Source organism: Janthinobacterium sp. HH102 (assembly GCF_001758625.2).
In the GTDB taxonomy this organism is placed as follows: Bacteria; Pseudomonadota; Gammaproteobacteria; order Burkholderiales; family Burkholderiaceae_D; genus Janthinobacterium.
In genome coordinates this window covers 2622781-2649183 of the sequence record NZ_CP062062.1, presented here as the reverse complement: position 1 = coordinate 2649183, position 26403 = coordinate 2622781, and the positions used below count along the sequence as shown (strand labels likewise).

Sequence of the window (26403 nt, the reverse complement as noted above, 5' to 3'; positions counted from 1 at the left end):
GTTATCCCAAAATTTAGTATTAATAATCTGCCATATCAATGAGCAGTACGGTGCTGGCGCGGTAGCGCATTCGCAGCGCGAATGGCGGAATGTCAACAGGCTCCGCATAGACGCACATTTGCGTTCGGTCCAATGTGCTGGGAGCGCGGAATAAAAAAGCGCCAGAAAAATCGAGTTCCGTCGAGGTTCCCGAGCCGGAAATGTTAACCAACCCTCTCGATCCGACGCCGTCGGCAAGGCCGCAAATCGCGGGGCGTGCCATGCTTGGTATTGCGTAGCTTTGCAGATCAAACGAGTCGGGAGGAGGAGTCGCTGCGGGGAACTCGCCAATGGCACGCGGCATGATCATCTTGGCGCCAAGATCAAATGTGCAGTTTCCGGCGGCATCAAATAGCCAAAACCCATATCCGCTACTCACAGGACCAACAAGTGGGGCGAAACAATGGACGGTAGCCACCCGAGCAGTCGGAATAGCCCCGCTTCCACCGGAGACGTCTGAGCAATAGACCAAGATGTCCCACGTGTTGCTGGCCGACAGCGTCACCGAATAGACGTTGAACAGCGCGCCTGGCACCAGTTCGATGAAAACCAGCGGCTCGTTTATCGAAGATATACGGTAGCGGCCCAACACCTTCGCCGTGCTGGGAGAGCCGGGCTCATCAGCCGACCCGATGAAAGGCGCCGAGCCGATGTAGGCCAGACCCGGGCTTTCCGCAGAAAGAATCAGCCCACCGTCATTATTTTCAATATGGATTCCGAATTTCATAAAGAGAAGATATATATTTTTTCAATTTTTTTAAATTCAGATCCATCGACAGAAACTGTCGGCACCCCACCTGGGTAGCTCAGTTGTGCCAATGAGCCACTTAGTGTCTTAAACGTGCGCCCGGTGAATGCGGGAAATGCTCGGACTGCAGTCATGCCCGGCGTTATGACCATCAGGTCAACAAATACGATACCAAAACTCTCCGATCTGACCAGCACTGTGCCGTCAGGCTTATATAGTGTCAGTCCATATTTCATGTTTCGCGGTTCCCAAATACGCCGCGCCGAGTACCGAAGTCATCGAAAATTTTAATAGCGTCACCAGCGATTTCGATACGCCCGCCAGTTGCCCGGCTGCGCAACAGGCCAATCGTTCCGGTGGCCGACACAAGTTCCCCGGAAAACTTTGCAATCGGTGCGGATCCCGCTGATCCGGGGGTCACAGTCAGCCCTGGCATTTCAAAATAGCCAGAACTCGACAGCTGGAAAAATCCACCTGGCACGTTGATATTGCCGATAAGCAAACCTTGGGCGCTCAAATGAAAGCCAGTGCCGCCGTTGCTGGGCCAGCCGTAATTACTGGAGGGATACCCGGCGCCGCCATGCAGCGTCGCGCTGTAAATGTCGCCCGCCGTCACCTGACCAAGATCGGCGCTGATCGCGCTCAGCTGCCCCACCTTCAATGCGTTGAGGTAGGGCGCGGCCCAGCTTGTGGTGCCGCTGGCCGGATTGAAAATGCCGTCGGACCGGTACAGCGATTCGCCGGCGCCAAAGGCCTGCGGCGATCCCTCCCACACCGTACCCGCGCCCCAGGTATTGAGCGGTGGGAACGACGTGCTACCCTCCGTGCTGATCGTTGCCGGGGCGGTGGCCAGCGAGGAGAGGCTGGTCTTGCTGTAGCAAACGCGCGAGGAATTGCCGGTCACGCCGTCAAATATCTTGCTGACGGTCTGGCTGGCCGTATAGGTCAGGCCATCGGACACGATGCTGGCCGTGATCGTCACGCTCTCGCCCACCATGCCGCCATACGTCAGCGTGGCCACGTTGCCGACGCGCGTCAGCACGCTGGCATTGCTGGCGGAGAATGCCACCTGGCCCTGCATATTTACCAGCCCGGCCGTGAAATCAATGCTGGCCGGCGCCGCGATTGTCGTGGCCGCCACCTTGAAGGCCTGCGCCGTCGCCGCCAGCAGCAGCACGCGATCGTTGGCCGGCTCGAAGCGCGGCACGGTGTTCATGATCAAGCGGTCACGGGTACCGCCGATGGGGGTCATACCAACACCCCGACGGTGACGCGGCCGGTCAGCCACGATGGCGACAGGATCACCACCACGCCAGGCGCGCCGTCCTGCAGGCCAAAACGCTTATCGCGCAGCACCACAGGCTGCCCCAGCTCCAACAGCATCATCTCCGGCTCCCCGTCAAACTCGTAAATCGTGCGTTGCACCTTGTGCAGCGCCAGGCGCCGCGCCGCTTCCGCGTGCGCGTCTTCAGTGGTTTTGAGGCAGGTATCGACTTGAGGCGGATCATCGGTCAAGCGGTAGCGTGCCTTAACCACCTCATCGACCACCGTCTCCGTCAGCCATTCCGTGGCGTACAGATCGGCATGCGCGGGCGGGATGCTGGTCGTCAGGTTGGCCTGCACGGTCCAGTTCCGGTCGTATCCGATCTTGACGGCCGCCACCACCGCCAGGCGCTGAGCCGGATGCAGCGAGCCTTCCAGCATCTGGTCGGGGCCGATCTCCACCGGCACGCCGGCGGCCGGCAACGCGATCTGGATCAGGCGCAGCTTGCCGGTGCGCGACATCAGCGCCTGCGCGCCCACGCTGGCCGCCAGCTGCTGGATAGCCTGTGCCTGATTGGTCCGGTCCGACACATACAGGCCCACCAGCTGCGGGTGCGCGGCATCGAAGGCGGCCAGGTTGAGCAGGTCCAGGTCGGCGGCAGTAAAACGGTCCTCCACCTTGCCGTAGCCGGTGGCGATGCGCTGCACCAGCGGCGCGATACGGGGCGCATAGCCGCCGACGTTGTCACCCTGCACGCTGGCCGTCACCGCATTGGCCAGCGGGTTGATAGTCAGTTTGAAGCGGCCCGTCGCGTTGTCGACCGTGATCGGCACCGGCTTGCCGTTGGTGCGCACCTCGAATATCGACTCGACAGCACCGAGAAACCCGTATTCCAGCGTCGCCGGGTTCGTCAGCAGCGGCGTCACGTTGTGGCATTCGCCGAGCGGAATGGGCAGCGTTACATCCTTGTTTGTCGAAACGCCGCCCAGCTTGGCCTCGGTAATCGGCGTGTCCAGGCGCTGCAGCTTGTCGCGCAGCGCCAGGTTAATGGAATTGCGGTCCGTGCTGCCAACGTCGGCAATGATGCCGTCGAAGACCAGGCGAAAATCCACGCGCGGCCAACGCAGGTCGCCCGACCAGACCTTGATCGGCCGGTTTCGCCAGACGTCGGCGAGCCAGCTATCGAGCGCGCCATCAGCATTGTCCAGCTCGATATCACCGCCGGACAAGCCCGCCTCGCCCGTCAGGCTGACCTGCTCGGTAAAGGCCAGGCCACCGGTGGCCAGAGGCAGATACTCGGTGTTCGCCGGCACCTCGAGCGGCCCGGTGAGGTACGGTCGGGAGGCGATATAGCGCGTCACCTCCTGACCGGCCACGTTCACTTGCACCTCGATGAGCACCATGCGAATGGCCGAAGGTGTCTCCAGCCACTCCAGGAATTGTGCATCTGTCATTTACTGTACTCCACCTGTTTCACCCGAGCGGCTGCCCGGGCAGATTTATCAACGCCCTCGACCACGGTTTTCGCGGCAACGGCGTTCGATTCGACTGTGGCCTGGATGGCGGCGCCGGTCTGCTTGTCCTGATCGGCACGCAAGCCCTTGACCTCTTCCCGCAGGCTCTTGATCTCGGCCACCAGGGCGTCGTTGTTGCCGCCGCCCTGGCTTGGCGCACCACCGAAATACCGGCGCATGGCAGCGGCCGCTTGCGCATCCACTACCACTTCGCCGCGGTGCAGCTCGGCCGCGTAGCCGTCAAACGGCACATTGGCCAGGCCGCCGGCATGGGAACCGTCGAACTGCACGCCCAGGCCGGTCGCCGTGCCCATCGCGGCATGCAGGTTGGCGATGGCTTGCGCCACCGTCAGCACACTGTCGTTGATGGTGATCAGGCCCGACACCTGGGCCTTGAGGGCGTCCAGGCTGGCCTGCTGCACGTCGACCTGAGCGGAGGCCCACTTGGCAGCGTCCTGGTTGGCGGCGATGACGCGCGCGTAATCCGCCGCGTACTTCGCATCCGAGGCGTTGACTACCTGCGATGCCGTCAAGAAGGCCTGCTCGGCAGCCGACAGCCCGGACTGCGCCGTCGTGTCGCCGGCATTTGCCGCCGCCAGGGTCTTCTCGAACTGGGCTCGCGCCTCGGCATACTTTTGCTCCGGCGTCAGCACGGACTGGCCGCCAAGGGCCATGCTGTCGTTCAGGCTGTTCAAGGTCGCCACCCACGACTTCGATTTATCCAGCGCCGTCTGGGCTGCGGCCGATTCCTTTTCGTAGGCCTTGCCCAGTGCATCCTTGGCTGAGACCACCGCTTTGGCGGCCTGCACCTGGTCGAACAGTGCACGGTTGACGGCGGCGATGCTGGAGCGCTGGATGGCCAGCAGTTCCGTTTCGCTTTTCGTCAGCTCGTTCAGCTGTTTCTGCAGATCCATCCGCTCGCTGGCGATCTCGCTGGCCGTTTTGACCACGGCGGCATAGTTGCCCGTCGCGGCGGCCAGCTGGCTGCTGTAATCCGATGCCGCCTTGAACGCGGGCGCCAGAGCCAGCAACTTGATGTACAGCTCCTGGTCCGCCGCGCTGGCCAGGTTCAGACCCAGCACCTTCTTTTTGTAATCGTCCATGGTCGTGGTGCCGGCCATGCCGAGCTTACCCAGCGTATCGGCCACGGTCGAGAGCACGGGCGCCATCCTTTCGGCTTCCGTCAGGAAGTTTTCGGAAAAGAAGCTGGTCCCGCTGGAGAGCGAGTCCAGGCTGCCGGCCAGCTTGATCAGGTTTTCGCGCGCGCCAATGGTGGCGACGCCCACAGCGCCGAAGGCCTCTTGCGATGTGCGGCCGATCAGCTGCAGCGCAGCGTCGACGCCGGCGTAATTTCCGGCCACGCGCTGCAAGGTGACGCTCAGTTCTTCGTTCCCTTGCTTGAACTGGCCGACATTGGGCAGCAGTTCGACGGCAATGGCATTGCCGACACCTTCAAAGAACTTGGTCACGGCGCCCATCCGATCCGCTTCAGTGGTAAGGCCGGTCAGGTTGATGTTGAGCGCCTGGGCGCGCGTGGCCAGGCTGGACGTATCGATGCCCAGCGTATTGGCCAGGGTGGCAGAGACGTTACGAATGGCGGCGTAGGTCTCCACAAACGCATTGGACGTCGTGGCGTCGACGGCTTTGCGGTCCGTGTCCGACTTGTCGCTACGCAGCCAGCCACCCTTTTGCGTCCATTTGGCATACTCGGTACCGCTAAAGCCGGTACCGGACAGCGTGCCGGTGATCCCCGTTTCTCCGTACTTCTTGTCGCCCATGCCGAAGATGCGATTGCCAATGCCGCCAATTACGCCGCCCAGGGCGCCGCCGATCGCCGCGCCGATGGGGCCACCCATGAATGCCCCAGCGATTGCGCCAATACCAGTGCCGACGTTTACGGTCGAGTTGCTACCGTACTGGCCCGAAATTGCTCGGCCACCCAACACCCCCGCGGCAATGCCTGCAGCTGCGGCAACCAGAGGCCCAGCTGCTGCACCGGCAGTCAGCGCCGAGCCGGTGCCGGCCATACCAGCCGAGCCGTAGGCCGCTGCAGCTGTGCTGGCCTGCGCAGCAGTCAGACTCATGCCCGTACCGAACGCAGATACCGCCGATGAGCCGAAAAGATTGCCCAATGTGGCAATGCTGCCGCCGATGCCTGCGGCCACGCCAGAGAATCCCTGAGTGGCGATGGTGTAGGCCGTTTTGGCGCTTTGTGCCAGGCTAGCAATGCCACCCAAGCCTCCGCCAGCCGCGCCGCCGCTCAGGCCCAGGCCTTCGGCTGATGCCAGGCCAGCCGCGCCGCCGCCCGATACCGATGCGCCGATGTTCAGGATCCATTTCTTGATCGTCATTTGGTACAGCAGGTCCAGCAGCCCGTTTTTCAGGGTGTCGCGCAGGCGGTCGAAAGCCGACTTGCCCGAATCGAAGATGGACACGAACGTATCGTGTGCAGTCGTATCGATCGATTCCCACATTTTTCGGTTGGCTTCGATCTCGGGCTTGGCCAGCTGGTTGCTGTACCAGGTCAAGTATTGTTCCTGCAGGCGCTTCTGGGCCTCGGTACCATCACCTGCCAAGGCAATGCGCTCTTGCCACATGGCGGCGTCGTTTTTTAGCAGCGCGGCAGCGCGCGCCTTTTCGTCAAACAGCGATTCGGCAGCAAAGCGGCGGTTCTCGTCGGCCAGCTGGGCGGCATAGCCCAGCGCCTTGGTCTGCGCCAGTGTGGCCTGCTCGACACGCACGCGCGCGGCTGCCTCATCCGTCAGGCGCTTGATCTGGTCCTCGGTGACCGCCTTGCCGGCCAGTTTTTCCTGCAGTAGGAACTTTTCCAGCGCCGTCTGCTCGCGCACCGCCACCATGGCCAATTCACGTGCGTCGCTGGACTTGCCCATCATTTGGTATTCCACCGCAAGCGCCGCGGCGGAGTCATGGCGCGCCAGCGTGCTTTCCTGAATGCGCGCGGATACATCCTTTTCCGTGGCACGGGCCTTGGCGATCTTTTCCTCAGCTGCCAGTTCCTCCAGCGCCGCGCGTGCCACAATCAGGTGCGCGTCAGCCAGTTTCAGCTTGCCTGTCTTGATTTCCTCTTCCAGCTTGATGCGCAGATTCTGGCTCTCGGTCGCATCGACGTCGGTGGCATTCTCCAAGCGCCCGGCCTCGATCTTCTCGCGGATGCTGGCGATCAGGGTCGCATAGGCTTGCTCCTCTTTTTTCAGCCCGGCTGCCGCACCCTTGTCGGCGTACTTCAAATTGATGCGGCCCAGAATGTCGGCGTACTGCTCCGCATTCAAATTGCGCGATTTCAGGTCGGCGATCTCGGCGGCACGCTGCTCTTCGCGGGTGGCATAGGTCTTTTTCCACTCGTTATAGGCTTCGTTTCCCGTGACCTTCGCAACATCGGCCGCGCCCTTGGTAGCTTTTGCTTGCTTTTCAAGCAATTCATTAATCTGCTTGTTCAACTCAATGCGCTTGAAAATTGCATCGTCGTTACTGATTCCTGCAAAATCACCAGCACGCGCATTGAGGTCGCCCATCCTTTTGGTTGCCGCCTCCAGCTGCTTGATGATGGGCAGTTCTTTTTCCGCCTGTTGATTGGTCAGGCCGAGATTTTTAAGCTGCAGCAGGTTTTGCTGCTTATCGATCTGGGTATCAAGGGCCTTGATGATCCGGGCATGGGCCTCTTCAAAAGATTCAGCCGCTTGTTCATTGGCTGCTTTGGCTTTTTTCCCGAACACCTCCCATGCCAGGGCCGCAGTACCAAGCAGCAGGATGATCGCGCCGATTGGCCCACCCAAGAATCCAATCGCTTTGGACGCGACACCGGCGGCCGTAATGCCTGCGGCAGTGACGCCATTCAAAGCTGCTTGGGCGGCGGCCTGCGCAGCCGTTGCCGCTGTAAGCTGCGCAAGAGCCGCGACCTTGGCGCGATCAAGCGCGGCGGACTCTACCAGAAACGCAGCTCGCAACGTTTCTGCGACCGCAAGCTCTGCCGTTGCCAATCGCAGTGTGCGAAGTGCAAAACTTAATGCACCGGCAGCACTGGCCGCAGCGATTGCGGCTTGAGCAGCAACAATGTCGGCATTTGCCGAGCGCAGCCTGACAAGCGTAGCCTCATGCGTGACTGCAAGACCGGTGATGGCTGCCTGCGACTGCGCCACAAGAGTCGTAGTTCTTGCCATTTCGGCCTCAGCCGCTGCCACCGTAGCAGCTCGCAGGGCAATGCTTGCCGATACCTGCTGATACGTCTTGGCCACCCAGGTTGCCAACCACGTACCGATTTGATACGCAGTCAGCGTTTTAAGGATAATTACCAGCCCTCCCAGATTTTCGGAGAGCAACCGAATTGCACTGGTAATCATCGCTACGGTGCCATTGGCCTGAGCCTGGATGCCGAAAAACTCCAGCATTTCATTTTTCAGCACGGTAAAGGCGCCCGAAATCGTCTGGATATTCTTGCTTTCCTCACGCAGCGACTCCAACGCCTTCGGCAGCACCGTGGCCATGATGTTGGAAGTGATCAACCCCTCACCCGCCATCGCCTTGAGCGCGCCCACCGGCAAGCCCATGCCGTCAGCCAGCGCCTTCATCAGGCGCGGCGCCGCCTCGTTCACGGCGTTGAATTCCTCGCCGCGCAGCGTGCCCGACGCGAACGCCTGCGACAGCTGCAGCTGGGCCGACGCCGACTCGGTTGCCGTGGCGCCGCTCACGCGCAGCGCCAGGTTGACGGTCTCGGTGATGGCAGCCACTTGCTTTTGCGTGGTGCCGAGTTCACGCGTGCCGTTGGCAATTCGCGCATACAGCACCCCCGTGCTGGCCAGATCCTGCTGCGATGTTTTCGCGATACGCTTCACCGCCTCATAGGAAGCGGCGTAATCGGCGACGGACGTCGACGCCAAGCGCAACTGCGCCGTGAATTTGGCGTATTCATCGGCCATTTTGATGATTTCGGCCAGGCCGGCGCCGATGCCGATGCCGGCCAGCGCCGTCTTCATGGCATTGGCGGCCGCGTTGATCTTGTCCTGTGTTTCCGTGACGACGCGACGCGCCTGGTTCATGTCGGCCTGCAGCCGAGCAATGTCGGCGCGAAGCCGGATTTCCATATCACCCACAATCATTGCTTTTCCAATAACAAAAAGCCACCTCGTGGGTAGCGTGGACGAAAAAAAACCCGCTGAAGGCGAGTGATGGGGTATTTAAAATTTACTGGTGAAGCACTGCCGCACTACGGATGCGGCAGTCTTTATTGCAAGAACAGCTTCAATGTGAGCGCCAATCCTGCACAGGCTGAGCCGATGGCAATTCCGATTGCGGCAATCACTGCCGCCGCAGCAAGGCGCTTACCGACAATCCCGGCATCCTTTTGGTTCATCTTTCCCTCCACCTTCACTTTATTTTTCGGGGTATACTTCATGTATATTCACTTTCAAGTCGAGATTGAATGCTGAATTAAAAAAGCCCGATACGTTTGCCGCGTTCGGGCTTTTTGCTTTTCCCCTGCTATGCAAGAAACAACTCCAAGGCCCGTGCTGATGCACGGTCGGCGCTGACGCGAACGGCAACAGATCCACCCCACGGCGGAGGGCAATCCCGCTTGGTAGCTCGGTGCGACTCGGCCAGGTAGTCGATCGACAGGCGCCGCAGCAGGCGCGCCTCCCATGGCTCCAGCTCGAAGCCGCGCGCCGCCTGCCATGCGGCAATCTCGGTAAATGTCACCGGGCCGGCGCCCATGCCGGCCGCCACGGTAGGCCCCACCTCGTAGAGGTAGCCAATCAGGTAATCGCCCTGGTCGAACGGCGGCGTTTCAATTTCGCCACCGTCGCGCTCGATCCGTTCGCGGCGCGACAGCGCGGCGCTGTCGGCCCGCGCGCCCTCTTTTGCCTCGGGCACGGCGCCGAGCCAGGCGCTGTACCGCACGAACAGGCTTAGTTCTTCGCCGAGGTCTTCGTAAAATTTGCCCAGTCACCCAGATGGCCGTTGACTTGGGCAGGAATGAAGCCGATGGTTTCGTCCAGGTACACGGCCTTGTGCAGCGCTTCACCGGTCAGGTCGTCGTAGCTGATGTTCTCGAACGAATGCGTGAGGGCTGCCAGCTTGTCGGCACCTTCCTGCGCCTGGTCTTCCGCCGACTGGTCTTCCTTGCCTTTTTTCTTCAGGCGGGTGAACAGCTTGTTGTTGCTGGCGGCCTGCACCTTGGCGTACTGCTTGGAGCCGGGGCCGTACAGCTTGATGCGCATGGGTTTGTTCTTGTCCGGGTTGCCGTCTGCACCATCGGCGTACATCAGGTCGTCATTGGCGTCCTTCAGGTGCAACGTGCTGGTTTCGTCGACTGCGAATTTTTTGATATTGGACATGGTGAAGCCTTTCTTCGAGGGAATAAATGCCCGTGCCAGGCCCGCCCGCCCCTCGAAGGGCGAAGCGGACCAGGTCGGTGCAGGGGTGGCCGAGGCCGTGAGGTTGCCGCTGTTACGCGGTGAGGGTGTCGCTCTGGCGCAGCAGGGTGAAAGCGCCCTTGACGGTGTCGTTGCTACCGCCCAGGTTTTCGACAAACTTCATGACCTGGGCCGTGAAGTAGCGAATGCCGCCGCCCTGCTTGACGACCTTGAACGCAGGGATGGTGTAGTCGTTGGCCGCCGCTTCGATCAGGATCTGGCCGGCGTCGTCTTCGACCCAGGCGCATTCCATTTCCGCGTTGGGCAACTTGTAGGAGCCCTTCTTTTCGCGGTCATGGGCGTTGCTGACGGTCGCCAGCGTGGAAGTGCTGTATTCGCGCCCCTTCACGCCGCCGACGTTGGTAATGTCGCCCACCTCGACCCAGGTGAGCGCCGCGAAGGCCGCTACCGTGTTGTCGGCCGGGCGGGTCGCGCACACATACAGCTTGGTGCCGGCGACTGTCTCGAAATCATTTTCGAATGCCATTTTGATACCTTTCAATAAAAAAGCCCGCACGCAGGATTGCGGTGCGGGCGGGCTGATACAACCGGGGAAGTACTAATTTGCTTCGACGAAAACAACCTTGAAATCGCGGCATTGCTCGAAAATGCTGGCCGCTTCATCCTTCAGGTCAGGCCCGACGATGTCGCGCATCACGCTGCGCACCAAGACACCGGCTACGGTGCCGGTATGCGCGCCTGGCCCCAGCCTGGCGGCCTGCAGCACGGCCTTCTGTTCCGGGTACGTTCTGGTGTGCACCGTCACCTGCACACGCGCCGTCACCTGGACGGCGCGCTGCGACAGCGATGCTGTAGGCATCTCGACGCGGCTGATCTCCGTCAGCCCGATGGCGGGCAACAGCGTACCCTGCGGCACGGTACCGGCCACGATGCGCTCTTCCGGCACGAGGGCCAGCACTGGTGCATGCGCGGTCAGCAAGGCACGGATGACTTTGACTGCGCTCATTTTTTGCCGCGCGGCCGCGGAACTGGCACCACTGCCGCCTGGTCGCCGCCAGCGGCGGCCGCGATGACTTCGACGGCCTCGCCGCGGCGGATGTAGGCAGCAGCACGGCGCTCGCCGCGCGCGGCGTCGGTCATGTCGTATTCGGTACCGGCCTGCAGCTCGATCACGGTCACGCCGTCGGTCGAGCCCGGGATAGTTTTGAGCATCTTGATTTTCATGGTCGTCCTAGTCGGTTTCAGCCGCTGGCACATTGATGCCCTCGGCGGTCAGGCGCTTGCGGATCTGCGCGCCCACGGCAGCGATGGCGGCGGCCGGCTTGGCGTCAAACGCCGGCCGGATGAACGGATGGGGCTTGGCGCCCGGGTGATCGACCACCATGGCGCGGGTCTGGCCAATGACCAGGGCGCCCTTCTTCTTCGGCACGATCTTGTGAGGCTTGGTGCCGAACTCCACCATGTGTCCATACCAGGCGCGCTTGTTGCCCACGCGCACGGATGCCGTAACCCGACCGCCCTTTGCCTTGGTGACCACGCGCACGCTGCGGCGCAGCTCGCCGCTGTCGACGGGAATGTTTTCGCGCACCTCGGCCTTGAACACGTTGGCGCCCTGGCGCAGCGCCGAGCGCATGATGTTGCGCTCGATCTTGGCCGGCAAGGACTTGAGGAAATCGTCCAGCGCCTTGCCGCCGGTGATATTGCGGTCGTCAGCCATCATTGCCCCTGGGTTGAATATTGCTCGATTGTCATTTCCAACCATTCCCGGCGGCCAATCTCGGCCGGGGCGCCAACGATCTGGAAAAACTCGTCAATGTCGCCATGCAGCGTGATGCGCATATCGGAAGTGATGCCGCGCAAATACCGCATGCGCAGCCGTGCCGGCCGGGTGGCCACAGCCATACCCTCCTGCACCGTTTCCGACTTGCTGGGCAGGGCATCCTTGACCTGGGCGGGCACGCGTGCGGCAACCGACACCCAGCCGCCAGGCTGCGGCCCATACTCGCCCTCCACCATGCCCGGGCGCTCGATGGTGATTCGACGGTCCAGCTGGCCGGCGCGCATCAGACGCCATTCCCGATGCGATGCGGGCGCAGCAGCTCGCGCGAGCCCAGCGGCAACCGCGCCACCGACACGGCCAGCACGCTGTCCTCGCGGTTTTCGTACATGTCGCCGAACAGCTTCAGGATGCCGAGCTTGATATCGTCCTCGATTACCATCGGAAACTCGCCGGCGGTACCGGCCGTGATGGCCGCTTCCATGGCGGCACTGTCGGCGAACACCTGGCGGTTCAGGTAGACCAGCGCGTTGCGCTCGGCAGCCGAAAGAATCAGGGCGATCACGTCGTCCTCATCGTTGCCGACGATGCGCTGGTAGCCCTTGGCCAGTTCAGGTGTCAGGAACATGGATTACTTGTCCTTTTTCTTCGACTCGACCGCTTCAGGCACTTCGAGCACTTCCAGGCTCTGCGCCGCATCGACCAGTTCGGGCGGGCATTCATCGCCCGGCTGAAACGTTTCGGGATAGATTTCGCCGTCGCGCACGCCGAGAAACTCTTTACTGAAAATCATGATTTTTCCTTTCAATAGCGGCCCCGGGCCGGGGTGGACCGGGGCGTTCCAGTTATGCCGAGACCTTGAGGGCTTTGATGGTGTCGGGGTTCAGCAGGCCACCGCCGACGCGCTTGGTGGTGTAGAACTGGACGTAAGGCTTTTTCGAGTACGGATCACGCAGCACGCGAATGCCCATACGGTCGACGATCATGTAGCCACGACGGAAGTCGCCAAACAAAATCGGCGTACTGTTGGCCGCTACCGCCGGCATGCCGGGCATCGTAGTGATGGAGTAACCCGACAGGGTTGCAGGCTGGCCTGCCTGCATGGACGGCTGCCACAGGTAGTTGCCTTGGCCATCCTTCATTTTGCGAATCGAGCCTTGGGTCGTACGGCTCATGATGAAGCGCGCATCGCCCGTGTACTCTTCGGGCAGGGCATGGATCAGGTCGATGATGCCATCCGAGGTCAAGGCGGCCGCCGAGCCGCTGGCGACGGTTTTAATGTCGCCCCAAGGGTGTGCCGCCGCATTGGCGCCGCCGGTAATGTAGGTCAGGATGCCGGTTGGCTTGTCAGCACCATTGCCAGACAGGAATGCAGCGCCTTCCTGAAGTGCAAATTCACCATCGACTTCGCCAGCCAGCCAGGCCTCCAGATTGACCTCGGCATCGTCGAGCATTTGCTGTGTTGCCGACGGGTTGGCGTAAATCTCACCAGGCTTGTAGGTCAAGCTGCCGAACGTTGGCGTATTGGTTTCTGGGCGCGCAGCGGCCTCACCCACCCAGCCCGAGGTCGCGCCGCGGTTGTTGAACAGCTTGGTGAAGCTGTCTTTCGACGTCGGCTGCACGAAGCAGATACCGCGCATTGGCGATACCACCAGCAAACGATCGGTGATCGTACGATCCCATTCGGTTGGCGCCAGAAAACCGCCTTCTGGAGCAGCGCCTTTGTTCATGCTCGCTTCGACGGTGCCACGTTGCATGTGGGACTGGAAGGAATTGGTATATTCCTTGTCCTTCAGGGCCGCGCCGCCGCCATTCATTGCGGACGCAGCGATCTGCTCGTTGGCCTTGTCGACAGCCGCCTGCAGCTTGGCGATATCGGCGTTGATGTTGTCCACCTTCAGCGCCTGCAGCGCGTCGGCGTTGCCCTTCTTGATTTCGTCCAGCTGCTTGGTGTGCTCGGCCTTGAAATCATGGAATGCCTTGTTGACGCCTTCGATCAGCGCATTCACATCGCCGTCGGCGCGCACCGCCACGATGCCGCGCGGAACGGGTTGGCTGGCCTGGGCAGCGTGCGCCGCCAGGGCGCTGGCGATCATCGCCGTGGCGATGCTGGTCATCATTACTTTTTTCATTATTTGCCTTTCAGATTGTTGATCAGGGTTTGCAGTGACGCTGCTACTTCTTTGGTGCCAGCGCTCGGCGTGGCGATTTTTCCAGCAGCGCCCGGCGTGCCAGAAAACAGGGACTTGATGGCTTCGCGGCGCACGGAGCGGGAATGCCCCGCCCGGGCCATGGCCGCTTCCACCATCGCAAGATATTTCGTGTCGGCGCTGGCCTCGGGATCGTGCCCCATCTGCTCGCGCGCCAGGATGCCGCTGGCGAAGCCTTGCTCGACGGCCTGGGCTGCGCCCATCCAGCTTTCCTTGTCCATCATGGCGGCCGCTTCCGCCGCGCTCAGCCCGGACCGGGCGGCGTAGACGGATGCCATGGCCGCATCAAAGGGCGCCAGCTGCTCGGATGCCTTGATCATGTCGTGGCGGTTGCCGATCGCCATGGCCCAGGCGTTGTGGATCATCAGGAAGGCGCCGTCACCCATCAGGATCTCGTCACCAGCCATGGCGATCACGGACGCGGCCGAGGCGGCGATGCCCATCACCTTGACGGTGACCTTGGCCCTGTGCTCGCGCAGCAGGTTGTAGATGGCAACGCCTTGGAAGAAGTCGCCGCCGGGCGAGTTGACGTTCACCGTCACGTCGCGCGCGCCGATGTTGCGCAGGGCGGCGGAAATGCGCTTGGTGGTCACACCTTCGCCGTCGTAAGACTCGCCGATGCGGTCGTAGATGGAAATGGTGGGGCCGTCGTCGTCGGCCGCCGCGCGGATGCCCGGCTCCCAGCGCTCGAGGGCGTCAGGGCGCATGTCGAACTGGATGTTGCCCAGGCCCTGGGCGGCGTTGATTTCAGGCAGTTTTAACAGGGTCATTGGGTGTTTTCGCTTGGTTAGCGGGCGCGCGCAGCTCGTCTGCGCCCTTGTCATTGGAACGGGCCAGGTCTTGCAGCTCGCGCACTTCGTTTTGTGTCATCCACGGCGCATGGCCGCCGCTGCCCAGCGCCTTGGTAAAGAATTCGGCCTGGTCCTTCAAGGTGCCGCGTAGCAGCGCGCGTTCGTTGAATTTGGCACGCAGCTTCTTGTTGTCTTCCTTCGACAGCAGCGTGCGCTCGATGCCTTGCTCCCAGATCGTGAACCAGTGTTGCAGCGAGAACTGGATGAACAGGATGGCCAGTTGCTCGATGCCGCTGCCCCAGGACGTGTCATCCATCATCAGAAGCGGGCGCGGCACGCCCATGGCACGAGCGATTTCCTCGATCTGGTGATTACGGTTCTCGATGTGCTGGGCATCGGCGGCCGTATTGGCCCATTTTTCAGCCTTGAGGCCCTCTTCGAGGATCATCCACTTGCCGGAATTCTCGGCGCCGGTCTTCTCGTTGATCGAGTTTTTCAGGCGGTCGAAGGCGGTGTCGCTGAGTGCATTGGGCGCGGAGAGCGCACCGCCAGCCATGACGCCATTCTTGAACAGGCGTGCTGCAGCCTTCTCGGCCTGCAGCGCGATGCCGATGGCTTCATGTGCCAGACGCACGCGCGACAGTCCAGTCACGCCATCTTCGGACAGGTCGCGCAGGTGGAATACTTCTTCCGCCGGCAGCGGGATCTGGCGGCCATCCTTGCGGGTGTACGTGTAGACCATGTTCCAGCTGTCGTCCAGCTCTGCCTTCACGCGTTTCGGACACATCGGGATCAGGCGCAGCACCTGGTCGCGCGACCAGATCACGCGGGCGTAGGCGTTGCCGTGCATCATGACGCGCAGCTGCATCAGCGCCTTGAACTCGTACGCCGTCTGCCAGCTGTTCGGCTTGGCCTTCAAAATGTCATAAAGCGGGTGCTCGGTGGCATAGCGCTTCTCGTCGCCACGCTCGACCAGGTTGAGCGGCAGCATGCCGATCGATTCCGAGATCAGCGTGACGCAGCGCAGCAGGGCCATGTTCTGCAGCGCCTTCGACGCATTGACATAGGCGCCCGAGGCGGTCTCGCTGCCGGTGCGCATGAAGGCAAGCAGGTCAGGGTCGTCCAGGCCGGCGAACAGGGTGCCTGTCGATGCCTGGATGTTCGGTGCCGACGGCTCGGCGGCGACAGGTATCGGGGCATCACCCGGTTCGTCCGGGCGTGACTTGGCCTCCGGCGCTGCAGATGGCCGGAAGAAATCGAATAAACTCATGGGTTAAACAGTCCTTATGCCGCGCGATTCATACACCGAGCCACCTTGCGCCGGCGGATTTAGTTCCATCAGGGATACAGCATCGAAGGTCGCCATCAGCGGGTCGATCTTGGCGGACCCGGAAGCCTGCTTGGTAATTAAAATGGCATTGCCCCGCGGTTCGACCTTGGCATTGCCTACGCACCAGGCCATCATCGGCTGGCCGCCGTGCTCGATCACGCCCTCGGCCAGCTTGCGCTCGGTGGTCTTGATCGCACCGCCCAGGCGCCAGCCCTGAGAAATAGCAACAATTTTTTCCTGCGGCACGCCGGCCTCGACCATGGCATCGAGAATGGCGCCAATGCCGGCCGAGTCGGCGCCCACCTTGTCGAGCAGCCCGGATTGCTCCACTTGCAGCACGGCCGCCGCCACCTGCTCCACGTCCTCGCCGATGCGCTCGACCAGCACCAGGTCGCCCTGCTTGGCGAAGTCTTCGAAGCGGGCGGCCTCGCTTTTTCGCCGCTCCATCACCGAGGGGTGCGCCCAAGCCCTGGTCCACAGCAGCCAGCGGCGCGTCTCGCGCTCGCGGCCGATCACCGCCAGGCCCAGCAGGTCGTCCAAGCCGCCGCCATCGATGCCGACGGTGGCCACTTCGCTGCGCGCCAGCAGATCGTCCAAGGTCAGCGCCGGGCGCAGGCCCTGCTGCTCCCAAAAATCGGCGCCCGGCCAGCGGTTCGACATCAGCGCCAGGCCGATCTGTACATTCAAGTGCTTGGCCAGGAAGCCGCGGAACTCCACTTCGCCCTTTTCCTGCGCCTGGCGGAAGCCTCGCGCGATGAATTCCTCATCGACCGATGTGCCCATGTTCGGGTTCGTCACGTAGGCGTTCGCCACTTCCCGGTGCGCGCCAGCCTTGAGCATGCTCTCCGGGAACTCATACAGAATGGGGTAGCACGCCGGGTCATGAATCGTCCCGTCGCGCACGCCACGTGCATACAGCAGCCGGGACAGAAACGCGCCAGCAGGCGGGTCGTCTGATTGCGTCGTAGCGAAAATAACAAAACCCTCGGGGCGCGAGGCCAGGCCACCCGTCGCTTCCAGCAGCATGGCGTCGGCGCGCGGGTTTTTACCGAACAGCCACAGCTCGTCGATAAATACGCCGATGGCCTTCTTGCCCGACACTGTCTCGCCATCGGCCGCCACCACCTTCAGTGTCGCGTTGGTGGTGAGGTGGGTGATGGTGCGGATATGGTCCTGCACCTTCAGCATCACGGCCAGCTCGTCATCAGCCTTGATCATTGCCGCCATCGGCTTGTAGCTGTTGTCGGCGATCTCTTTCGTTGGTGCCAGGACGATGTATTCGCCCTCCAGGCGCCAGTTCAGCAGCAACGCCGTCAGCATGATCCCGGCGGCGATGGTCGACTTGCCATTCTTTTTGCTGATCAGGAGCATGAACTCTTTGATCAACCGGCGGCCAGTCTCCGGGTTGTATGCGCCGAAGATGGCCTCTACAAAATCGCGCACCCAAGGCTTGACCACCTCGCCCATCTTCGGGCTGCCGGGCGCGTCCACCATGCGCAGTTCGGAAAAAATCGCCCACGCCGCGGCAGCCTGGTCAGGATATAGCGGCGGGCATGGCGTCAGCGGAAGGCCTGCAACAATGCGCGTTTCCCAGTCGTGGCATGCCGTCGTCCACTCTGGATGCGGTGTCATTTACCGCCGCCAGATACCAAGCGCGGCGGCGGGGGTGGCGCGCCGAAGCGACCGCCGGCGGCCTTTTGTGCCGCATCCAGTTTTTCCTCTTTCTTTCCCACCTCGCCAGGCTTCTTGTGCACAAAGGGCATCAAGGCCTTTGCGGCATCGATGCGCAGCTTCTCGCCAAGTTCGATATCGTTCATCGCCGCCATCAGGAACGTTTTCGGGTCCGTATGCTGCAGCGCGCGGTTCAAGTCGAACGTGGGGCGTGCCGGTGGAACGGCTGTCGGCAGCGCCGCCGGTGCGCCAGATGCCGCGCTGGCGCGCGCCGCCTTGAGGTACTCAGCTACGGCCGGGTCTTTAACAAGGCGCGATCCGGCGGCCGATGCTGTCGCCGGACTGTACCCGGCCATGATCGCCGCTTCCTTATTGCTGCGGCCGGCCAAAACGGCATCGGCGAACGCACGCTTTTTGCCTGTTAAAGCCATTAACAAAACCCTCAGTGAAGGAAAAATTCTGCGCGTGGGAGAGGACGCGGTCTAGGTCGGCGAGAGGTCGGGAACTTTTCGCCCCCCTCCCCCGATATTGCTTTTTTGAAATATTTCTTTTGATGCATGTTGTTATTTTTCCACAATCTCAACATTTCTTTTTTGAAACATTTCCTGATGTTGCTTTTGCGCCATCTATTCGCCACGCCGATGGGCCGCCTCTTCGCGCTGCTTATCTGCGCTGTGATGGGTGCCGCACAGCGACTGCCAATTGGCCTTGTTCCAGAACAGCACCTGGTCGCCACGATGCGGCTCGATGTGGTCGACCACGGAGGCCATGGGCGCAGCCAAGCCCAACTCGGCACAGCGCAAAATGGCCGTGCTGGGCGCCATGTCACGGATGGCCGCATAGGCCGGATCACGCAGGCAGTACACGCAAAGCGGATGGCTGCGCAAATAGCCGGCGCGGGCCTTCTGCCAGGCGTAGCCGTAGCCGCGCTTGGTGCTGCTCGTTTGATCGGTGCGCCATGAGCCTGGCTGCATCACTGGCGCACGGCTCATGGCCTGCTGCTGCAAACGCGGCTTGAGCGCTGCCAGACGCCCCATCAGATGGCCATTAGACCGGCGCCGCCGGTTTCAATAATAAGCATCGTACTTCCCTCGGACTATGAGAGCAGCTTGAGGGCTGGCGCAAGCACGTCCGTCTCAAAGCGATCTGCCAACAGTTTCATGGCGTTGTCGTATGGATGGGTACCATCACTCATGCCGGCGATAATCGCTGCCGGGCTGGCGCCGTCGCTCAGCACTGCATCAAAGTCCGTGACCACCGCCACCTTGCCGTACAGCGACAACAGCTCAGCATTGAACGCTTTGCGCCTGTTATCAGATGCCACATTCCAGCCTTTCAGTGCGGGCAGTCCTGTCCACAGCACTGGGATGATCTGTGCAGCACGGCACACGTCGACAAACTGCGACACGCGCCAGCGCATGCCATCCACCATGGGCTGCGTCAACGTACCAGTGCCCGGATCATCATTTGGCGAGAATGGCGCGTAAACGGCCATCGTAGGACGAACTACCGCCAGCAAGTCGCTTAAGCGTGCGAAGTATTGAATGCTTTTCTGGCCGGACCAGCCGCAATTCGCATTGCTGATCGGGATGCTGGCTTTCGTCATGCTCAAACGTTTTGCTGCAACCTGGAACATATTCTGGCTCTTGAACTCAGCCGAGGCCTGCGCACGCGTGATCGAGTCGCCAGCATTTAAAATGCTCACAGCCTGGCCGCGAACGATGAGTTCTACGCCCCATATCGGGGAATCGCCACGCGATGCGCCTGGGTTATATGCGGCCTGCCCAGTCGAAACAAAATCGCCCCCCGCGCGGTTGGAATACATCATGCCGCTACCTAGGCTGTTGAGTTGCACCAGATCGGTATTAATACTGAGGCTGCTGGTCAGTGTGCCACCGGTAGGCACGCAGACCCGCAGATACAGCAGATAGCCAGGGCCGCCATCGGTGCGCGGGACTGCCGCGACCGGGATGAAATCGGGTGCGGTGACGCTCGGGCGATCAGCTGCGCCAGCTTTCTGGGTCCCCGTTGCGGCTCCCGCGAATGTGCTGGCGACCCATGTAAGTGTATTGCCAGTCTTATCAGCAGCATTTACGCCGGCAGCAGCGCAGCAGACCAGGCCAGGGATATCATTGGCGGCAGCATTGAATAGGATGGGCCGCGCAGCATCGTACGGCACGTCAACCTGCAAGATCATCAGCCAAGTAAATGTTGCGAAGTTTACATACGTCTGAGTCTCCGCGCCCATGGGCGCCACCAACAAGCGGTTGCGCGGCGCAGCAGCCAATTGCGCGGCAAGCAGGCCGCTACGGGGCTGCAGCGCAGTAGCGGCGCCATTCTGAACTGTTGCATCAATAATGCCTGCCGAACAAGTCAGCAAAAAACGCTGCTCGCCAGCATACCCCCCGATAGGCGCCAACGCACCAGCACCGATGGTCCACGACTGCAGCGGTGTATTGCCGCCAGTCGGGTCGAGGCGATGTACTTTGCCAACAGTGCCCGCAATGCCTGATACGTTCAGCACCTGACCTTCAGGCAAGACTGCTGGAGCTTGCTCGGCCGGCCGCAGAGTCAGCGATCCAACGGCAATCTGCGGCACCTGCAGTTTCATCCCTGGACGCGGTAAGAAGTATTCAAAGCCACCTGTCAGGTCAGCAGATGCCTGCTTGGCTTCGATCATGCCCGCCTCAGTACTTGCGTCGAACGTGGCGATAGCACCAACAGGGCGCTGGGCGTATGGTTTCAGCAGGCGGACGGTCATGGAAGTGGCTTTCTTTCAGTTGGTTTTACTTGTGGCACAAGGGCGGCCGTTGCACTGGCAGACAAGCCCGCCACGCCGTACCCGTTCGCGCGCAGTATTTCCTTAGCGCGTTCGGCGTCAACTACATGCTCGACTATGAGGCCAAGCGTCTTGCCGTCGGCCTCGCCCACAGCGCGGACGATCATGTCTCGGTAGTGACGCGGGTTCATCGAACACCTCAAATAAAAAGGCCGCTGGCGCACGAAGCGGTCAGCGGCTAAAGCCCAGGGAAAGGCGGAGATCTGGAATGCAAAAAGCCCGCGTCGGCAAAGAGGCGGGCTTTTGTTTAGGCGTGCGAAAACCGCCTATGAACGAATCATATCAGAACAGAACAGCAGTGCACACATTATTTTTAAGGCGCTGGGCCAACTCGGCGCGCGCCTCCATAGCAACGTCTGCAAATACTGCGTTTGGGAACCTCCATGGTGTGGCCTGGCTGCACAGATTGTAGATCGCCCAGATGTGTATGCGCGCCATACTATCGATCATCGCATCAGTGGCCTGGGCGATGCGCGTGTCGGTTGCCTGCTGCGCCTCGTGCATATCCACGCCGCGACCATCCCCCTCCCCACTCAGTCCGCGCATCGTTTTGACGCCCAAGTCGCGGTCAGCATCGTGCGCCATCCAGGCAGCCCACAATTCAAGACACAGGTCGAGCGGCTCAGGATCGGTCCACGCGGTGACCGCCAGTACGACGCGCGAAGGCGCTGCCAGGGCATCTGGTGCCACAACCTCGTCCTCGACCTCGACGAAAGTGATATCGGCCACTGGTGCGCTCTTGCCGGCCCATCCCAGCGTAATTTTTTCTCGTTGCATGTCAATCCCTGTGCTGTGTTGCAATTTAGTCCGATGAGCAGCTGCTGCCACTGTCCGACGATCCAGATGACGAGTCGCTGCCGCTGGAGGAGCAGCTCGACCCACCCCAGTCGCCTGAAGCGCCTCCACCATCGAACGTGCCGCCGCCGGCAACCAGGTGCGACAGCGCGCTGACCGGCGCCCAGCTGCTCGGTGGCGCTTCGCTATTTTCTGGAGCGCTGTAGATGGTGCTGGCCTGGCTGGCGCGCCTTGGTGCCGTACTGACATCGGCGCGCGCCCGCTGCGCCCGTTCGTGACCGCGCATGCTGACGGCAACGATGGCGCTCACGAACTCGGCATCCTGGCGCGCCTTCTGTTCTGCTGCCTTGCGCGCTTCTCGGCGCTTGGTCCAGGGAAATGTGAAGTTGAACATTTTTCGTCCTTTCGTTGTTGGTGGTGCTTTTAACCGATGATTCACAATAATCATGAACATGAGGAAATATGCGGGGTTGCGGGGTGGTCTTCGCCACTTTCCCGCCAACGCTTTTGCTCAATTCCTCTTAATCGCCGTGGCCGCCGCTTGTGCCAGCATGTGCAGCTTTGCGTTGAACCAGCGGCGAATGCAGTACGACCGCGCCACGCTGATCACCGTGTAGATCAGGCCCAGCAGCAGGTTATCGCGTGCGGTGATGTGAAAGCCAAACAGCGGGAAGATCAGCATGTTGGCGGTGAAGTTGATGGCGAAGCCGATCACCACATTGATAATGGCCTCGATCAGCGATCCGAGTCGTGTCTGGTTCATGGCTGCAGTTCCTTTGTCGGGCGATCATCACCCTCTTGATAATTAGTCGCATAGAGCGTGAGCATGCGCAGATTGCACATGGCGTGCGCCAGGTGTGGCAGGCCCGATTCAGCATCGCACTCTTCGCCGGCCTGCCAGGCTGCCATGTGCCGCATCAGGCAGGCAAACGGGATCGACCAGGCCATGCCCTTGGCCCAGTTCCAGGCCGCGTACTTTTCCTTGCCATAGGCCCACACGCGCGCCTCGTCGGCCAAGGTGGTCAGTGGGATCAGGGAGTAATCCGGCTTGCCGTAGTTGAAGCGCGCACCGCTTCCTCTTGCCTCACTGGTCACATCGCCGACTCCCTGGGATGCGCTCGTCACCTCGCCATGCGCTGCATTCGCACCCGCCCGATATTGGGCACCTGCACGCTCGGCGATGATGGAGAGGCATGCTGAAACTACGCTGCGGATGCCAGGAACATTGGTGGCAGATACTTGCAACTCAGGAAAACCGTTCACGCTGGGGAAGGTGTCGATCGCGTTGGCATGCAACGCGCCTACGAGATCAGCGTCAGTCAACTCATCCAAAATCGCAAAGCTTGGGTTTGCGCCCAAAAGATGGCTCATTGCGCTTGCTCCATAAAAGTGATTTCGCCGGGCTGGCGCGGTGTCGCGTCGCCCATCAGGTAAATAGTTGTCGATACGCCGCCGCCCAGCACCTGGGGAGACATGCTGTGCAGGAAGTGCTGCTTGCCGTCGAACAGCACGGGCTGGCAGGTGTACAGCGCGCGCAACAAGGCGCGGTCGCGCTTGTACGCCGCCTCGGCCGGTGTTTCCGGCGCCGGTATTGGGCCGCGGCTGCTCATTCGTCGTCTTCCTCAGTACGGGCCATGTCGGCATCGACGGCGGCATCAGCACTGGCATCAAACCGATCAGCAAACCAGTCGTGATGTACGTCATGATTTGGCGCGGGGATAGCGGAACTCAGCGCCATAGTTGGCAGCTCGTCGCTCGATGACGTAAAACACATTTTGTTCCGAAGATGCAGATACCGTGCTGCATTTTTGGCGTCGCCAGAGTCTGCCTGGGCGCATGCCGACAGGAAGACGGGAACTATGCTGTAGCCGGTATCGGAGGAATCGTTCAAGCAATTCACCTCATGCGCCAGCTGGCTGGCGGTGCTGCTGACACAGCTTTCTTCGATATGTGCCGTGCCGTCTGGTCCCATGATGGCGAACATGAAGGGCTTTTGCTCGGCGGCGGCCGGCGGCTGATCGAGCAGCGGCGCCAGCGCGGCGCGCAGCCGTTCGCGCAGCTGATCGGCTCCGTGAAACTCAACAGCGATGTCGCGCAAGCTGTTGACGACTTCGCGCAGGACGTGATCTTTAGGGTTCAATTTATTCTCCTGGTGCTGGTTCCGTTGACCCCGAATCGAGGCCCGATTTGCCATCAACTGATGACTGATGATAATCATGAAGGTCTGTATCCATGCGGGTTTGCGTGGTGCCTCCCGCCACTTTCTCGCCACGCCCAAAACCGATTTTCTCGGCGATATCGTTCTGCGCCTGCGCCGCCGTGTCCCGGTTTTTCTCCAGGTAGGCCATGGTGGTCATCGGCGACTTGTGGCGCATCACGGCCTGGATCGTCTGGATCGGCACGCCCTGCTCCGACAGCATGGTGGCGAACGTGCCGCGCAGCCTGTGCGGGGTGATGCCCTTGATCTTGCAGCTCAGGTTGGCGGACTTCATGGCCTTGCGCGCGAAGCCGGGCGGGTGCTGATGGGCACCGCCGCGCTTGCCGGCAATCAGGCCCTCCACCTGGCGGTGAGGCACCAGCTGCTCGACCAGCCAGGCAGGAACAGGCACGGGCTCGGCCTCGCGGCCCTTGGTGACGCCGGGCGTGTAGGTGGCGCGCTGCCAGTCCAGCCATTCCCAGCGCGCGCCGGCCGCCTCGGACTCGCGCAGACCCAGGCCGAACATCAAGCGAATGGCCGTGGCCACCGACGGGTCTGCGCGCGTGACCTGATCGACAGCTGCAAACCACTCGGCCACGGCAGCGATAGGCAGGATCGAGCGCGGGCGCTTCTGCACCTTGAGCATGCGCACCTGCCAGGGAATCGAGCGGATGATCTCGCGCTTCACGGCCCAGTTTGCGATCAGCTTAAGCACGCGCAGCCAGTGGTTCGCGCTGGCCTTGGCGTGGTCGACCAGGTGCAGATTACGGGCCTGCTCTACGAGGCTGGTGGTGATCTGGTTCAGCGGCAGTTGGCCCAGGTCGTAGAAGTGCAGCCGGGCGGTAGTCTCGACGCTGCGCTTGTGCGCGGCGCTGCTGATCGGGCCGTTCACCTCCAGCCATTCCTGCGCCATGGCCGCCAGCGTCGGCACGACTTTGCCGCCGTTGGTCAGGATCAGCGCCTCGTCGTACGCACGCTGCGCTACCACGTTGGCTTTCGCCTTGCTGCTCTCGCGGGTGCTGCGCTGCACGCGCGCGCCAGCGATCTGGAAGCGGTAGTGGTAATTCTTGGCCTTGCCGGTCCGGAACAGGTGAAAACTCATTCGTATCTTTCAAATAATGCCAAGGGCGGTCTTGGCGTTGGTGATCTGCATGGCATGCAGCGACTTATCGCCGTTCGCCAGCCGGTCCATGATCCGGCGCGCCCACGTCTTGTGGTCGAAATGCGTTGCCCGCGCCGACTTGGTGACGCCACTGGCCTCCAACTCGGCCAGCATGCGGGCCGCATCCTCTCGAGAGAGACTGCCCTTCCCCGGCGCCGGCAGCGCTGGCGCCGGCGCCGGGATCTCGGCCCATTGGCCGCGCGCCAGCTGCGCGCTCAGCGTGGCCGCCCAGCGATCCTTTACCTGGCCGTACGACTGCATCATCAAATCGCGTGCCAGTAGCGTCGCCGACCAGTAGACCGCCGGATGGGACCAGACGCCCCACTCGCCTTTGCGGCGGGCCTCGATGCCAACGATGGCCTCGTGGTACGCCGGCACAGGGTCGGCGAAGGGCTTGCATGCCTGGATGAACTCAGCGCAGCTCGGTGGCTTCTGGTAGCGCAGACGGCAGGCCTTCAGGCCGACCGCGACGTCCTTGGGGGTGATGCCCTCTTCCTCGAAGGCCTCGACCCATGATTCGGCCCAGTTCCGCAGCGCGACTTCGCTGGCAAAATTGGATGCCCACCAGTGCGGATATGCACCGTCCAGGCGGTTGTACAGGTGTTCGATCATCGACACCTTGAGGGTCGGATGCACCTCGAACCAGCGCGAGTCAGGCGCCGTGCTTGACTGGCCCAGGAAGCAGCTTGGGCTGCCAGCTGCAGCAAGTGCGCTCATATCGGGCTCCCTGGTTGCGGCCGGCCACGATTGACGAATGCGGTCGGGTCAAATTTCGCTGGGCGCCCTGCCGATGCACCATGCGGTGCACGCTCGTTTCGAACCCAGTTGCGCCAGGTGGCCGGCCAATCCGCCTTGCGGCCCTTGACGCCGGGCTGGGCGATCCAGTAGTCACGGAAGCGCTGCTCGGTCTGCGTCGGCACCAGGTCGGGACGCTCGGCTTTGCAAAATTCAATATCGTCAGCTGATGCAGACCAGTCCGCAGGCAGCCGCGACGCGGTGGCTTTGGCTTCTGCTTTTGACGTTGTCTCTGCTCTTCTCTTCTCTTCTGTATCTGTATCTGTATCTGTATCTAGGGCGTTACTTTTCTGTTGCGGTAACGTTACATGGCCGTTTCGTGCGGCTTCTTCGGCTGCTTTCTTGGCCGCTCGGTGCTTCGCCACCCTCTGTGCGCTGGTGTCTGAGCTGAACTGGCGCTTTTCCCAGTTCAGCAGTTCCCACGCCTCGTTGATGAAACCTTTCGCGAGGAAAAGCGCCTTCGTTTCTTCAAGTTGCGCGGCGTCGATACGCAGGTGAAACGCAATCTCATCTGCCTGTAACGTTACAAGCGCGTTACTGCAACGCATGCACATCAACATGACGTAACGACGCTGCATTACCTCGGGCAGCATTTGCACCTTCGGGTCGTGCGCGAACTCGGCATACATGCGGAACCAGGGGTTGGACATTATTTCCACCCACCCCGTCCAGCATCGACGGCGCGTATCGCATGCGCCTGGTCGTTGTTCAAAGTCATGTCCAGCCTTCCATCCAGCCGTGAATGGGTCGGGGCGTGACCGGCGGGCTGGATTCGCCAAGTCGCAGCTGCGCAGCCGCTGCCCCGTTTGAAACTTGTTCCGGCGCGGTGGCCAGGAATTGGGTGAGCAAATCTAAACGTGTTAAATTGTCAATCCCATTAAG

Annotated in this window: 32 protein-coding genes; 1 reads left to right on the top strand and 31 read right to left on the bottom strand. The window is 61.5% G+C overall.

All coding sequences use genetic code 11. From position 1 onward, the window contains the following. Positions 1-19: 19 nt before the first annotated feature. The 22 genes from JAB4_RS12130 to JAB4_RS12025 form a co-directional block, all read right to left on the bottom strand. Positions 20-766 (bottom strand): hypothetical protein, encoded by a 747-nt coding sequence (locus tag JAB4_RS12130; protein WP_070221356.1) that lies wholly within the window; start codon positions 764-766, stop codon positions 20-22. Further along, complete coding sequence (locus tag JAB4_RS12125; RefSeq protein WP_139143647.1) at positions 763-1023, bottom strand: hypothetical protein; 261 nt, start codon at positions 1021-1023, stop codon at positions 763-765. Before JAB4_RS12125 ends, JAB4_RS12130 begins: the two co-directional genes overlap by 4 nt. Further along, positions 1020-2039: a hypothetical protein gene (locus tag JAB4_RS12120; RefSeq protein WP_070221355.1), complete on the bottom strand. Its 1020-nt coding sequence runs from the start codon at positions 2037-2039 to the stop codon at positions 1020-1022. The genes JAB4_RS12125 and JAB4_RS12120 overlap by 4 nt, the downstream gene beginning before the upstream one ends. Then, positions 2036-3505: a hypothetical protein gene (locus JAB4_RS12115; protein ID WP_070221354.1), complete on the bottom strand. Its 1470-nt coding sequence runs from the start codon at positions 3503-3505 to the stop codon at positions 2036-2038. The genes JAB4_RS12120 and JAB4_RS12115 overlap by 4 nt, the downstream gene beginning before the upstream one ends. After that, positions 3502-8679, bottom strand: coding sequence for a tape measure protein (locus JAB4_RS12110; protein ID WP_070221353.1), 5178 nt, complete (start codon positions 8677-8679; stop codon positions 3502-3504). Before JAB4_RS12110 ends, JAB4_RS12115 begins: the two co-directional genes overlap by 4 nt. Positions 8680-8804: 125 nt before the next feature. Further along, complete coding sequence (locus JAB4_RS12105) at positions 8805-8975, bottom strand: hypothetical protein (protein ID WP_175444741.1); 171 nt, start codon at positions 8973-8975, stop codon at positions 8805-8807. A gap of 86 nt (positions 8976-9061) precedes the next feature. After that, positions 9062-9451 carry a hypothetical protein gene (locus JAB4_RS12100; RefSeq protein WP_139143646.1) on the bottom strand — a complete coding sequence of 130 codons (390 nt, stop codon included), beginning with the start codon at positions 9449-9451 and terminating at the stop codon, positions 9062-9064. Positions 9452-9486: 35 nt separating this feature from the next. Further along, entirely contained in the window at positions 9487-9915 is a 429-nt protein-coding gene (locus JAB4_RS12095; RefSeq protein WP_070221351.1) for a hypothetical protein, read from the bottom strand. A gap of 112 nt (positions 9916-10027) precedes the next feature. After that, the gene (locus JAB4_RS12090) at positions 10028-10480 is read right to left on the bottom strand and encodes a hypothetical protein (protein ID WP_070221350.1); all 453 of its coding nucleotides are present in this window, start codon (positions 10478-10480) and stop codon (positions 10028-10030) included. A 72-nt stretch (positions 10481-10552) separates the two neighbouring features. Further along, complete coding sequence (locus tag JAB4_RS12085) at positions 10553-10960, bottom strand: DUF3168 domain-containing protein (RefSeq protein ID WP_070221349.1); 408 nt, start codon at positions 10958-10960, stop codon at positions 10553-10555. Next, a complete protein-coding gene (locus JAB4_RS12080) occupies positions 10957-11178 on the bottom strand; it encodes a hypothetical protein (RefSeq protein ID WP_070221348.1) in 222 nt (73 codons plus the stop codon). The genes JAB4_RS12085 and JAB4_RS12080 overlap by 4 nt, the downstream gene beginning before the upstream one ends. A 7-nt stretch (positions 11179-11185) precedes the next feature. After that, a complete protein-coding gene (locus JAB4_RS12075; protein WP_070221347.1) occupies positions 11186-11674 on the bottom strand; it encodes an HK97-gp10 family putative phage morphogenesis protein in 489 nt (162 codons plus the stop codon). Next, positions 11671-12018 carry a head-tail adaptor protein gene (locus tag JAB4_RS12070; RefSeq protein WP_070221346.1) on the bottom strand — a complete coding sequence of 116 codons (348 nt, stop codon included), beginning with the start codon at positions 12016-12018 and terminating at the stop codon, positions 11671-11673. The genes JAB4_RS12075 and JAB4_RS12070 overlap by 4 nt, the downstream gene beginning before the upstream one ends. Beyond that, positions 12018-12359 (bottom strand): head-tail connector protein, encoded by a 342-nt coding sequence (locus JAB4_RS12065; protein WP_070221345.1) that lies wholly within the window; start codon positions 12357-12359, stop codon positions 12018-12020. Before JAB4_RS12065 ends, JAB4_RS12070 begins: the two co-directional genes overlap by 1 nt. Before the next feature lie 3 nt (positions 12360-12362). Next, complete coding sequence (locus JAB4_RS12060) at positions 12363-12524, bottom strand: hypothetical protein (protein ID WP_175444740.1); 162 nt, start codon at positions 12522-12524, stop codon at positions 12363-12365. Positions 12525-12576: 52 nt separating this feature from the next. Further along, entirely contained in the window at positions 12577-13827 is a 1251-nt protein-coding gene (locus JAB4_RS12055) for a phage major capsid protein (RefSeq protein ID WP_227742172.1), read from the bottom strand. A 35-nt stretch (positions 13828-13862) separates the two neighbouring features. Then, entirely contained in the window at positions 13863-14711 is an 849-nt protein-coding gene (locus JAB4_RS12050) for a head maturation protease, ClpP-related (protein ID WP_070221343.1), read from the bottom strand. Continuing rightward, a complete protein-coding gene (locus JAB4_RS12045) occupies positions 14689-16002 on the bottom strand; it encodes a phage portal protein (RefSeq protein ID WP_070221342.1) in 1314 nt (437 codons plus the stop codon). Before JAB4_RS12045 ends, JAB4_RS12050 begins: the two co-directional genes overlap by 23 nt. A 3-nt stretch (positions 16003-16005) precedes the next feature. Further along, positions 16006-17694: a terminase large subunit gene (locus JAB4_RS12040; protein WP_070221341.1), complete on the bottom strand. Its 1689-nt coding sequence runs from the start codon at positions 17692-17694 to the stop codon at positions 16006-16008. Beyond that, the gene (locus tag JAB4_RS12035; protein ID WP_070221340.1) at positions 17691-18164 is read right to left on the bottom strand and encodes a terminase small subunit; all 474 of its coding nucleotides are present in this window, start codon (positions 18162-18164) and stop codon (positions 17691-17693) included. Before JAB4_RS12035 ends, JAB4_RS12040 begins: the two co-directional genes overlap by 4 nt. Before the next feature lie 195 nt (positions 18165-18359). Further along, positions 18360-18725, bottom strand: a complete 366-nt coding sequence (locus tag JAB4_RS12030) for an HNH endonuclease (RefSeq protein ID WP_227742143.1) — start codon at positions 18723-18725, stop codon at positions 18360-18362. A gap of 104 nt (positions 18726-18829) precedes the next feature. After that, positions 18830-20494 carry a hypothetical protein gene (locus JAB4_RS12025; protein ID WP_070221338.1) on the bottom strand — a complete coding sequence of 555 codons (1665 nt, stop codon included), beginning with the start codon at positions 20492-20494 and terminating at the stop codon, positions 18830-18832. 125 nt (positions 20495-20619) lie between these two features. Here JAB4_RS12025 and JAB4_RS30930 point away from each other — a divergent pair, with 125 nt between their 5' ends. Continuing rightward, a complete protein-coding gene (locus tag JAB4_RS30930) occupies positions 20620-20754 on the top strand; it encodes a hypothetical protein (RefSeq protein ID WP_265334728.1) in 135 nt (44 codons plus the stop codon). A gap of 100 nt (positions 20755-20854) precedes the next feature. Here the strand turns inward: JAB4_RS30930 and JAB4_RS12020 are convergent, their stop codons facing one another. The 9 genes from JAB4_RS12020 to JAB4_RS11980 form a co-directional block, all read right to left on the bottom strand. Next, entirely contained in the window at positions 20855-21349 is a 495-nt protein-coding gene (locus tag JAB4_RS12020; RefSeq protein WP_070221336.1) for a hypothetical protein, read from the bottom strand. A 25-nt stretch (positions 21350-21374) separates the two neighbouring features. Next, complete coding sequence (locus tag JAB4_RS12015) at positions 21375-21761, bottom strand: hypothetical protein (RefSeq protein ID WP_070221335.1); 387 nt, start codon at positions 21759-21761, stop codon at positions 21375-21377. 117 nt (positions 21762-21878) lie between these two features. Beyond that, complete coding sequence (locus tag JAB4_RS12010; RefSeq protein ID WP_070221334.1) at positions 21879-22130, bottom strand: hypothetical protein; 252 nt, start codon at positions 22128-22130, stop codon at positions 21879-21881. Further along, positions 22127-22738, bottom strand: a complete 612-nt coding sequence (locus JAB4_RS12005) for a dATP/dGTP diphosphohydrolase domain-containing protein (protein ID WP_083287120.1) — start codon at positions 22736-22738, stop codon at positions 22127-22129. The genes JAB4_RS12010 and JAB4_RS12005 overlap by 4 nt, the downstream gene beginning before the upstream one ends. After that, positions 22735-22977: a hypothetical protein gene (locus JAB4_RS12000; protein WP_070221333.1), complete on the bottom strand. Its 243-nt coding sequence runs from the start codon at positions 22975-22977 to the stop codon at positions 22735-22737. The genes JAB4_RS12005 and JAB4_RS12000 overlap by 4 nt, the downstream gene beginning before the upstream one ends. Further along, entirely contained in the window at positions 22974-23507 is a 534-nt protein-coding gene (locus tag JAB4_RS11995) for a hypothetical protein (RefSeq protein WP_070221332.1), read from the bottom strand. Before JAB4_RS11995 ends, JAB4_RS12000 begins: the two co-directional genes overlap by 4 nt. 1 nt (position 23508) lies before the next feature. Further along, positions 23509-24666 carry a site-specific integrase gene (locus JAB4_RS11990; protein WP_070221331.1) on the bottom strand — a complete coding sequence of 386 codons (1158 nt, stop codon included), beginning with the start codon at positions 24664-24666 and terminating at the stop codon, positions 23509-23511. A 9-nt stretch (positions 24667-24675) separates the two neighbouring features. Further along, positions 24676-25443, bottom strand: a complete 768-nt coding sequence (locus tag JAB4_RS11985; protein ID WP_139143645.1) for a replication protein P — start codon at positions 25441-25443, stop codon at positions 24676-24678. After that, positions 25440-26171, bottom strand: coding sequence for a hypothetical protein (locus JAB4_RS11980; protein WP_070221329.1), 732 nt, complete (start codon positions 26169-26171; stop codon positions 25440-25442). Before JAB4_RS11980 ends, JAB4_RS11985 begins: the two co-directional genes overlap by 4 nt. Positions 26172-26403 lie beyond the last annotated feature (232 nt).

Excerpts from the sequence above, each read along its gene's own strand:
- JAB4_RS12130 (WP_070221356.1), bottom strand. The coding sequence starts at position 766 with ATGAAATTCGGAATCCATATTGAAAATAATGACGGTGGGCTGATTCTT.
- JAB4_RS12125 (WP_139143647.1), bottom strand. The coding sequence starts at position 1,023 with ATGAAATATGGACTGACACTATATAAGCCTGACGGCACAGTGCTGGTC.
- JAB4_RS12120 (WP_070221355.1), bottom strand. The coding sequence starts at position 2,039 with ATGACCCCCATCGGCGGTACCCGTGACCGCTTGATCATGAACACCGTG.
- JAB4_RS12115 (WP_070221354.1), bottom strand. The coding sequence starts at position 3,505 with ATGACAGATGCACAATTCCTGGAGTGGCTGGAGACACCTTCGGCCATT.
- JAB4_RS12110 (WP_070221353.1), bottom strand. The coding sequence starts at position 8,679 with ATGATTGTGGGTGATATGGAAATCCGGCTTCGCGCCGACATTGCTCGG.
- JAB4_RS12105 (WP_175444741.1), bottom strand. The coding sequence starts at position 8,975 with ATGAAGTATACCCCGAAAAATAAAGTGAAGGTGGAGGGAAAGATGAAC.
- JAB4_RS12095 (WP_070221351.1), bottom strand. The coding sequence starts at position 9,915 with ATGTCCAATATCAAAAAATTCGCAGTCGACGAAACCAGCACGTTGCAC.
- JAB4_RS12090 (WP_070221350.1), bottom strand. The coding sequence starts at position 10,480 with ATGGCATTCGAAAATGATTTCGAGACAGTCGCCGGCACCAAGCTGTAT.
- JAB4_RS12085 (WP_070221349.1), bottom strand. The coding sequence starts at position 10,960 with ATGAGCGCAGTCAAAGTCATCCGTGCCTTGCTGACCGCGCATGCACCA.
- JAB4_RS12080 (WP_070221348.1), bottom strand. The coding sequence starts at position 11,178 with ATGAAAATCAAGATGCTCAAAACTATCCCGGGCTCGACCGACGGCGTG.
- JAB4_RS12075 (WP_070221347.1), bottom strand. The coding sequence starts at position 11,674 with ATGATGGCTGACGACCGCAATATCACCGGCGGCAAGGCGCTGGACGAT.
- JAB4_RS12070 (WP_070221346.1), bottom strand. The coding sequence starts at position 12,018 with ATGCGCGCCGGCCAGCTGGACCGTCGAATCACCATCGAGCGCCCGGGC.
- JAB4_RS12065 (WP_070221345.1), bottom strand. The coding sequence starts at position 12,359 with ATGTTCCTGACACCTGAACTGGCCAAGGGCTACCAGCGCATCGTCGGC.
- JAB4_RS12060 (WP_175444740.1), bottom strand. The coding sequence starts at position 12,524 with ATGATTTTCAGTAAAGAGTTTCTCGGCGTGCGCGACGGCGAAATCTAT.
- JAB4_RS12055 (WP_227742172.1), bottom strand. The coding sequence starts at position 13,827 with ATGATCGCCAGCGCCCTGGCGGCGCACGCTGCCCAGGCCAGCCAACCC.
- JAB4_RS12050 (WP_070221343.1), bottom strand. The coding sequence starts at position 14,711 with ATGACCCTGTTAAAACTGCCTGAAATCAACGCCGCCCAGGGCCTGGGC.
- JAB4_RS12045 (WP_070221342.1), bottom strand. The coding sequence starts at position 16,002 with ATGAGTTTATTCGATTTCTTCCGGCCATCTGCAGCGCCGGAGGCCAAG.
- JAB4_RS12040 (WP_070221341.1), bottom strand. The coding sequence starts at position 17,694 with ATGACACCGCATCCAGAGTGGACGACGGCATGCCACGACTGGGAAACG.
- JAB4_RS12035 (WP_070221340.1), bottom strand. The coding sequence starts at position 18,164 with ATGGCTTTAACAGGCAAAAAGCGTGCGTTCGCCGATGCCGTTTTGGCC.
- JAB4_RS12030 (WP_227742143.1), bottom strand. The coding sequence starts at position 18,725 with ATGAGCCGTGCGCCAGTGATGCAGCCAGGCTCATGGCGCACCGATCAA.
- JAB4_RS12025 (WP_070221338.1), bottom strand. The coding sequence starts at position 20,494 with ATGACCGTCCGCCTGCTGAAACCATACGCCCAGCGCCCTGTTGGTGCT.
- JAB4_RS30930 (WP_265334728.1), top strand. The coding sequence starts at position 20,620 with ATGCTCGACTATGAGGCCAAGCGTCTTGCCGTCGGCCTCGCCCACAGC.
- JAB4_RS12020 (WP_070221336.1), bottom strand. The coding sequence starts at position 21,349 with ATGCAACGAGAAAAAATTACGCTGGGATGGGCCGGCAAGAGCGCACCA.
- JAB4_RS12015 (WP_070221335.1), bottom strand. The coding sequence starts at position 21,761 with ATGTTCAACTTCACATTTCCCTGGACCAAGCGCCGAGAAGCGCGCAAG.
- JAB4_RS12010 (WP_070221334.1), bottom strand. The coding sequence starts at position 22,130 with ATGAACCAGACACGACTCGGATCGCTGATCGAGGCCATTATCAATGTG.
- JAB4_RS12005 (WP_083287120.1), bottom strand. The coding sequence starts at position 22,738 with ATGAGCCATCTTTTGGGCGCAAACCCAAGCTTTGCGATTTTGGATGAG.
- JAB4_RS12000 (WP_070221333.1), bottom strand. The coding sequence starts at position 22,977 with ATGAGCAGCCGCGGCCCAATACCGGCGCCGGAAACACCGGCCGAGGCG.
- JAB4_RS11990 (WP_070221331.1), bottom strand. The coding sequence starts at position 24,666 with ATGAGTTTTCACCTGTTCCGGACCGGCAAGGCCAAGAATTACCACTAC.
- JAB4_RS11985 (WP_139143645.1), bottom strand. The coding sequence starts at position 25,443 with ATGAGCGCACTTGCTGCAGCTGGCAGCCCAAGCTGCTTCCTGGGCCAG.
- JAB4_RS11980 (WP_070221329.1), bottom strand. The coding sequence starts at position 26,171 with ATGTCCAACCCCTGGTTCCGCATGTATGCCGAGTTCGCGCACGACCCG.